The sequence below is a fragment of the Pseudomonas sp. 05N434 genome, assembly GCF_056396965.1.
In genome coordinates this window covers 1-7736 of sequence record NZ_JBFTMK010000212.1, presented here as the reverse complement: position 1 = coordinate 7736, position 7736 = coordinate 1, and the positions used below count along the sequence as shown (strand labels likewise).

The following is a 7736-nucleotide window of genomic DNA, read 5'->3' as shown; positions in this document are numbered from 1 at the left end:
TTCAACATTCCGCGCATCTCACAAAAGGACCACAAGGCCTACAAATGCACGCTGTGTTCGGACCGGGTGGCGGTGGGGCTGGAGCCGGCCTGCGTGAAAACCTGCCCGACCGGCGCCATCGTGTTCGGCAGCAAGGAAGACATGAAGGAACACGCCGCCGAACGCATCGTCGACCTCAAGAGCCGCGGCTTCGACAACGCCGGTTTGTATGACCCCGAGGGCGTCGGTGGCACCCACGTCATGTATGTGTTGCACCATGCCGACACGCCCAGGTTGTATGCCGGTTTGCCGGATCACCCGGCGATCAGTCCGCTGGTGGACCTGTGGAAAGGTCTGAGCAAACCCCTGGCGCTGTTGGCCATGGGCGCGGCGGTGCTGGCCGGGTTCTTCCACTACGTGCGCGTCGGGCCACAACTGGTCGAGGAGGACGAACATCCAACCACCGTCGACCCCGCCGTGCATGAGTTCGATCCGTCGGTGCACACATTCGATCCGACCAAACCGGGCGGGGAGGACAGGCCATGAACGACAAACCGATCCTGCGCTACACCGCCAACCAGCGCACCAACCACTGGCTGGTGGCGATTGTGTTCCTCTTGGCCGCGTTGTCGGGGCTGGCCTTGTTTCATCCGGGGTTGTTCTGGCTCAGCAACCTGTTTGGCGGCGGTTCGTGGACGCGCATTCTGCATCCGTACCTGGGCGTGACGATGTTTGTGCTGTTCCTCGGCCTGGTGTGCAGTTTCTGGCGGGCGAACTACTTCATCACCAACGACCGGCTGTGGCTCAGGCGTGTCGGGCATGTGATCCGTAACGAGGAGGAGGGCGTGCCGCCGATTGGCAAATACAACCCGGGACAGAAGCTGCTGTTTTGGGTGTTACTGATCTGCATGCTGGTGTTGCTGTTCAGCGGGCTGGTGATCTGGCGCGCCTGGTTCAGTGCTTACTTCGGCATTACCAGCATTCGCTGGGCGATGCTGCTGCATGCGTTGGCGGGGTTCATCCTGGTGCTGAGCATCATCGTCCACGTCTACGCGGGTATCTGGATTCGCGGTTCGGTCCACGCCATGGTGCGTGGCCGGGTCAGCCGCGCCTGGGCGAGAAAACACCATGAGCTCTGGTACCGGGAAGTGACCGGTGACGAAACCCCTGAGCGACCGATCAGCAAAAAAGGATGACCCCTTGGCCACGATCCTCGAGCCTGGGCAGATAGAAGCGGCGGCGAGTTCACCGCCGTTTTTGTACCTGCCGCCGAACAACCTGTTCACCCTGCGCGCGTTGCGCCTGGAACGTTTGGCTGACGGCCATCCCATGGCGGACTATCTGCGTTTGATCGCGGGGTTGTGTCATGTCCAGCAGCAGCTGATGGATGATCCGCTCGTGGCGACCATGCCCGACCCCGAACGCCTGCGGTTGTGCGTAGAACATGGCTTACCGCCGTTCGCCGCCGACAGTCTGGTGCGCGAAAACGTTTGGCTGCCATACCTCGAGGCCTTGTTGCAGCGCTATCAGCCATTGCCACACTCGGTGGTAGAAAACGCCGTGGCGACGTTGCGCAGTGCGAACCCTGGGCTGCTCAAGGCGTGGGCGATTGCCCTGGTCAGCGGCCAGTACTCGATGCTGCCGGCAGCGCTGGTGCCGTTTCTCGGTGCCGCGCTGCAAGCGGCCTGGAGTTATTGGCTGCTGAACACGCCTAACCTTGAACTCCATCTGCAGCGCCAGCATGGCGACAGCCTCAGCCAATGCCCGGCCTGCGGTTCACCGGCGATGGCCGGGGTGATTCGTCATCGCGGCAAATACAACGGCTTGCGTTATCTAGTTTGCTCGTTGTGTGCCTGCGAATGGCATGTGGTGCGGGTCAAATGCGTGTATTGCGAACAGAGCAAGGGGCTTGAATACGTCAGCTTCGAGGATGATCGCCACGCCGCCAATCAGGCGCCGTTGCGGGCGGAGGTCTGTCCCGGCTGCAACAGCTACCTGAAACTGATCTACCTGGAAAACGACGCCGAAGCCGAAGCCCTGTCGGCGGACCTGTCCAGCCTGATGCTGGACATGCGCCTGGAGCAGGAAGGTTACCAGCGACCAGCGCCCAATCTGCTGCTGGTAACAGGCGAACAGTAGCTCCAACGCTACGATGTGTAGCAGCTGGCGAAGCCTGCGTTCGGCTGCGAAGCAGTCGTGAGTCCGGCAACCATGGTGCACCTGACACACCGCAATGGTGATTTTACGACTGCTGCGCAGCCGAACGCAGCCTCGCAAGCTCGACAGCTGCTACAAGGAGTGCGTCGCGGCTGAAAGTGAACAGCACTCGAGCGGGGAGCCCAGCGGCTACACTCAGACGCGACGGTCAATCGCTTCCGGGAGCCTCTGATGCCCGCAACACTCGCCGGCAAAACCTTGCGGCTGCCTTCCATCGACAGCCTGCTACGCCATCCCGCCTGCCAACCGTTGGCCGAGCGTTACGGACACGACGCACTGCTGGCCGGCCTGCGGCAATTGCTCGATGACTTGCGCGAGCCGGTGCACAACGGTGAACTCGCTGCCATTGAAATCGCCCCCGACGTATTAGCGGGGAGGGCAGGTGAGCGTCTGGCAATTCAGCATCGCAGCCAGATCCGCCGCGTGTTCAACCTCACCGGCACGGTGCTGCACACCAACCTCGGTCGTGCGTTGTTGCCGGAACAAGCCATTGAAGCGGTGCAACGGGCTGCGCGCTATCCGCTCAATCTGGAATTCGACCTGCACAGCGGCAAGCGCGGCGACCGGGACGATTTGATCGAAGGCTTGATCCGCGAACTGACCGGCGCAGAAGCAGTCACCGTGGTCAACAACAACGCCGCCGCTGTGTTGCTGACGCTCAACAGCTTGGGCGCACGCAAGGAAGGGATCATCTCCCGAGGTGAGCTGATCGAAATCGGCGGCGCGTTTCGCATTCCCGACATCATGGCCCGCGCCGGGGTGCGGTTGCATGAGGTGGGCACCACCAACCGCACCCATGCGCGCGATTACGAGGCTGCCATCGGCCCGCGCAGTGGTCTGCTGATGCGCGTACACGCGAGCAATTACAGCATCGAAGGCTTCACCGCGAGAGTGCCAACGGCGGAATTGGCGCAGCTGGCTCACCGCCACGGACTGCCCTTGCTCGAAGACCTCGGTAGCGGCAGCCTGCTGGACCTGACACGCTGGGGGTTGCCCGCCGAACCGACGGTGCGCCAGGCACTGCTCGATGGCGCGGACATCGTCACCTTCAGCGGCGACAAATTGCTTGGGGGGCCTCAGGCCGGATTGATTGTCGGCCGCAAAGACCTGATCTCCAGGATCAAAAAGAACCCGCTCAAGCGTGCCTTGCGAGTCGACAAACTGACCCTGGCCGCCCTAGAAGCCGTATTGGCGCTGTACCGCGATCCCGATCGATTGGCCGAACGACTGCCAAGTCTGCGTCTATTGACCCGGCCCCAAGCCGACATCCTCGCCCAGGCCGAACGCTTGCAACCGTCATTGGCGCAGGTGTTGGGCGATGGCTGGAGCGTCAGCGCGGTGCTGGCACTGGGCATGATCGGCAGTGGCAGCCAACCCGTGGCTCGATTGCCCAGCGCCGCGTTATGCCTGCGGCCCAACGTTTCCAAACGCCTGCGTGGGCGACGGTTGCTAGGGCTGGAGGCAGCATTACGGCAACTGCCCATTCCGGTGCTCGGTCGCATTGACGATGACGCCTTGTGGCTCGACCTGCGTCAACTCGACGACGAAGCCGCGTGGCTGGCGCAGCTCAATCAGCTGGCGCCATTCGATCAACTGCAGGAGGAGGGCCGGGACGGGTGATTGTCGGCACGGCGGGGCATATCGATCACGGCAAGACTTCCTTACTCCAGGCTCTGACCGGGCAGGCCGGTGATCGTCGCCGCGAAGAACGCGAACGCGGCATGACCATCGACCTGGGCTATCTCTATGCGGCGCTGGAACCGGGCGCCGCCCTGACCGGTTTTATCGACGTGCCCGGCCATGAGCGCTTCACCCACAACATGCTGGCTGGTGCTCAGGGGATTGATCTGGTGTTGCTGGTGGTAGCGGCCGATGACGGCGTCATGCCGCAAACCCGTGAACACTTGGCGATTGTCGAGTTGCTGGGCATCCCTCGGGCACTGATTGCAATCAGCAAGTGCGACCGGGTTGACCCGGCTCGGGTGCAGGCTGTTCGTGAGCAGATCGATGCATTACTGGCGCCCGGCCCGTATGCCGGCGCGCCGCAAATCCCGCTGTCGAGTGTCACTGGCGAGGGCATCGAGACACTGCGCCAAGCCTTGCTGGATGCACAGCATGAGGTTGTTCAACGCACCACCGGCGGCGGTTTTCGTCTGGCGATTGATCGGGCCTTCAGCGTAGCCGGCGCCGGCATCGTGGTGACCGGTACGGCGTTGTCCGGCCAGGTGACAGTGGGCGATACGCTGATGTTGAGCCCGCAGGGCAAACCGGTGCGAGTACGTGGTCTGCATGCGCAAAACCAGGCCGCTGACAACGCAATGGCCGGGCAGCGCGTCGCGCTGAACCTGAGTGCCGAGCGTTTGGCCCTGGRGCAGATCCACCGTGGCCACTGGCTGGTGGCCGAATGGCTGCATGCGCCGACCCAGCGTCTGGATATCCAGTTGAGGGTGTTGACCAGCGAAGCGCGAAGCTTCGAACACTTTCAACCGGTGCATGTGCATCTTGGAACTCAGGACGTGACGGGGCGGGTGGCCTTGCTGGAAGGCGCAAGCCTGGCACCGGGCGGGCAGATGTTCGCGCAACTGCTGGTCAATGCGCCGGTGTTGGCAGTGAAGGGCGACCGCTTGATCCTGCGCGACCAAAGCGCCCAACGCACCCTTGGCGGTGGCCAAGTGCTGGACCCGTTCGCCCCGGCCCGACATCGTCGCAGCCCTGAGCGATTGGCGCAGCTACAAGCGCTGTCCGCCACCAATAGCCTGGAAGCGGCACTGCCGGCGTTGCTGGCCAACAGCGACACCGGGCTCGATCCGCAGCGCCTGGAGCGCCAGTTCAACCGTCCGCGCCAGACTTGGCAATTACCCGATGACGTGCGCTTGATCGATACTCGACAGGGGCCGTTGTTGTTCAGCGCGGTGCGTTGGGAAGCGCTGAAAGCACCGCTGCTGGAACACCTCGCACGCTTTCATCAACTCGAACCGGACCAGATGGGACCAGACCGGGATCGCCTGCGTCGCTTCGCCGGCAGCGTGCTGGAACGGTCGACCTTTATCAGCCTGATCGACGAATTACTGGCCAGTGGTGCAATGGCGGCCAGCGGCCCGTGGCTGCATTTACCCGATCACCAAGTGCGCTTGAGCGAGGACGACGAAGCCCTCTGGCACCAATTGCAGCCGTTGTTCGAACAGGCGGGTTTCGATCCGCCGTGGGTGCGTGATCTGGCCAAAGCCACTGGCCATGACGAGGCTGCCGTGCGCCTGCTGCTGCGCAAGATGGCCCGGTTGGGACTGCTGCATCAAATCGTTCGTGACCTGTTTTACACCGACACGCTGCTGCGCCGATTGGCGGCTATGCTGGTGCAACTGGCCAGCGATAACCCGGTGATCCAGGTCGCCGGGTTTCGCGATGCCGTGGGCCTGGGGCGCAAGCGCAGTATTCAGATTCTTGAATACTTCGACCGGCTCGGCCTGACCCGCCGCTTTGGCGATCGACGCCATATCCGGCTCGACAATGCATTGGCCCAACAAACCGCAGTCTGACTTCAAGGAAGGCAATCGCGCCCGGTGGCGCGGCCGGGCTTCAAACCCGGTTGGGGACGGCATCCGTTCCCGGGCAGGTTCGACTCCGGCTGCCTTCCGCCATTTCCACGGTGACGTCGATCACAGGTGCCCGAAGGTCAGCGGGTACTGGATGACGACGTAAACCCTGTCGATGTCATCGCCCGCCTGAGCGGTGTTGGCCCGATGAGACACATGGGACAGTTGCAGTGACAACCCCTTGGCGGAGCCTGACTGCACGACGTAGCGCAGGTCGATGTCGCGCTCCCAATGCCGCCCGCCATCGCCCTGTTGAGGTACGTACTCGCCAATGGTCGGGTCGAACGGGTTGTAGGCCCCACCCTTGGGCGCACGGGTGCCGTCGATGTCGCTGCCCCGGACATAACGCGTCATGAAACTCAGGCCGGGGATGCCATAAGCACCGAGGTCGAGGTCGTAGCGTGCCTGCCAGGAGCGTTCGTGGGCGCCGTTGAAGTCGGCGTACTTGATCGAGTTGGCCAGGTAAATCGAGTCGCCACCGACGAAGTCGAACGGTGTGTCGCCATTGATGCGTTGCCAGGCCAGGGTGAAGGCATGGGCATCCAGGGTGTATTTGCCCGAGAGGCTGTAGGCGGTGTTGTCGATGGCACCGGCCAGTGCCTTGCCGGTGTCCTGCGTGCGGTACAGGTTGGCGTCGAGGAACACGGCGGACTGTTTCAGGTGCAGGTTGGCGTAATACTGGCGCCAGGTGTCGCTCAGCTCGGAGGCGTACAACGCGCCGCCGACAGGACTGTTTGTGAACAGGTCGGTGCCCAGAAACGTGATGCCACCAGCTTCGGTGTTGGCGCCGTAGCCGTAAAAGTTGCCCTTGCTTGTTGTGTTGTCCTGATTCTTGAACGCCGTGAAATGACCAGCCACCAGTTTCATGTTGTCGATTTCGTTGCTGTTCAACAGAAAGCCCGTGGCGTATTCCGGTTGCAGGCGTTTGTCGGAGGTGTCGAACACCGGGGTTTCCACGGTCATTTCACCGAAGGCCAGGGTGGTTCGGGAGGCCCTGATTTTCAGCGCGCCACCGGCACTGGAATAGTTGTCTTCGCTGCGACCGTCACTGTCCAGCGGCAGTAACCCGGTTCCCGAATGCCCTTTGCCGCCGTCGAGCTTCAGCCCCATAAACGCGTGGCTGTCGACGCCGAAACCTAGCGTGCCGGGAGTGAATCCAGATTCAAATGAGCCGATAAAGCCTTGAGCCCACTCTTGTTTGTAGTTCTTGCCCGAAGGCTGGGGTGAGCGGTAGTCGCTGTTGAGGAAGAAATTTCGACTGAGCACCTCAAGCTTCCCGCCCTCGAGAAATCCTTGCGCGGAATCCGGTGCCTCATCCGCCAGGGCTGTTCCGGCAAAAAACACGCAGAGCCAGAAGGACGCCCTGGGTACGTCCTTCCTGCCGGAAATGCGCGGGAGGGTTTGTAAAGAAAACATGACGGATCTCCCGCTTGAAACAGCGACTCCGAAGAGTCGCTATTTATTCTCAATGGCCTTCAGAGGCATGGAACATGGTCTTGGCGTAGATCAGGCCCAGACCATAGGCACCACCGTTGGCGATGGAGGTTTTCACCGTCTCGTCGTAAGTCTCGGTGCGTGCCCAGTCGCGCTGCAGTTCAAGCAGGTATTGCAGCGAAGTCATTGGGCGGGCACCGAGCTGGATCATGCGTTGCACGGCCATTTCATGGGCTTCGATGGAGACATCGCCACAGGCATCGGCGATGAAGTACACCTCGAAGCCTTGGTCGAGGGCCGACAGTGCCGGGCCAACGATGCACACGGAGGTCCACAGGCCGGCCAGGACGATTTTTTGTTTGCCGATGGCGTTGACTTCAACGGCAATGCGCTCGTCTTCCCAGGTGTTCATGCTGGTACGGTCGATCACTTTGTGTTCCGGGAACACCGATTTGATTTCGTCGAAGATCGGGCCGGAGAAGCTTTTCTCGGCAACGGTGGTGAGGATGGTCG

At 62.0% G+C, this 7736-nt stretch carries 7 protein-coding genes and 1 tRNA gene; 6 read left to right on the top strand and 2 right to left on the bottom strand.

Translation table 11 applies throughout. The features are described from left to right. The 6 genes from AC1DLB_RS15040 to AC1DLB_RS15015 form a co-directional block, all read left to right on the top strand. Positions 1–525 (top strand): formate dehydrogenase N subunit beta transmembrane domain-containing protein (locus AC1DLB_RS15040; protein ID WP_477785204.1); only part of this gene is annotated, 525 nt, incomplete at its 5' end. Next, positions 522–1175: a formate dehydrogenase subunit gamma gene (locus tag AC1DLB_RS15035; protein ID WP_477743092.1), complete on the top strand. Its 654-nt coding sequence runs from the start codon at positions 522–524 to the stop codon at positions 1173–1175. The genes AC1DLB_RS15040 and AC1DLB_RS15035, both read left to right, overlap by 4 nt. Positions 1176–1179: 4 nt before the next feature. Next, complete coding sequence (gene fdhE / locus AC1DLB_RS15030; protein ID WP_477743093.1) at positions 1180–2118, top strand: formate dehydrogenase accessory protein FdhE; 939 nt, start codon at positions 1180–1182, stop codon at positions 2116–2118. Between the two features lie 249 nt (positions 2119–2367). Continuing rightward, positions 2368–3816 (top strand): L-seryl-tRNA(Sec) selenium transferase, encoded by a 1449-nt coding sequence (gene selA, locus AC1DLB_RS15025; protein ID WP_477743094.1) that lies wholly within the window; start codon positions 2368–2370, stop codon positions 3814–3816. Next, positions 3813–5732 (top strand): selenocysteine-specific translation elongation factor, encoded by a 1920-nt coding sequence (gene selB, locus AC1DLB_RS15020; protein WP_477785203.1) that lies wholly within the window; start codon positions 3813–3815, stop codon positions 5730–5732. Before selA ends, selB begins: the two co-directional genes overlap by 4 nt. Before the next feature lie 6 nt (positions 5733–5738). Next, positions 5739–5834: transfer RNA gene (locus tag AC1DLB_RS15015), tRNA-Sec, on the top strand. A gap of 18 nt (positions 5835–5852) precedes the next feature. On the opposite strand, the gene AC1DLB_RS15010 is transcribed toward AC1DLB_RS15015, so the two are convergent. Together AC1DLB_RS15010 and AC1DLB_RS15005 are read right to left on the bottom strand one after the other, a co-directional pair. Next, positions 5853–7205, bottom strand: coding sequence for an OprD family porin (locus AC1DLB_RS15010; protein ID WP_086944280.1), 1353 nt, complete (start codon positions 7203–7205; stop codon positions 5853–5855). Positions 7206–7254: 49 nt separating this feature from the next. Then, a partial coding sequence (locus AC1DLB_RS15005; protein ID WP_477785202.1) for an isochorismatase family protein occupies positions 7255–7736 on the bottom strand: 482 nt, incomplete at its 5' end.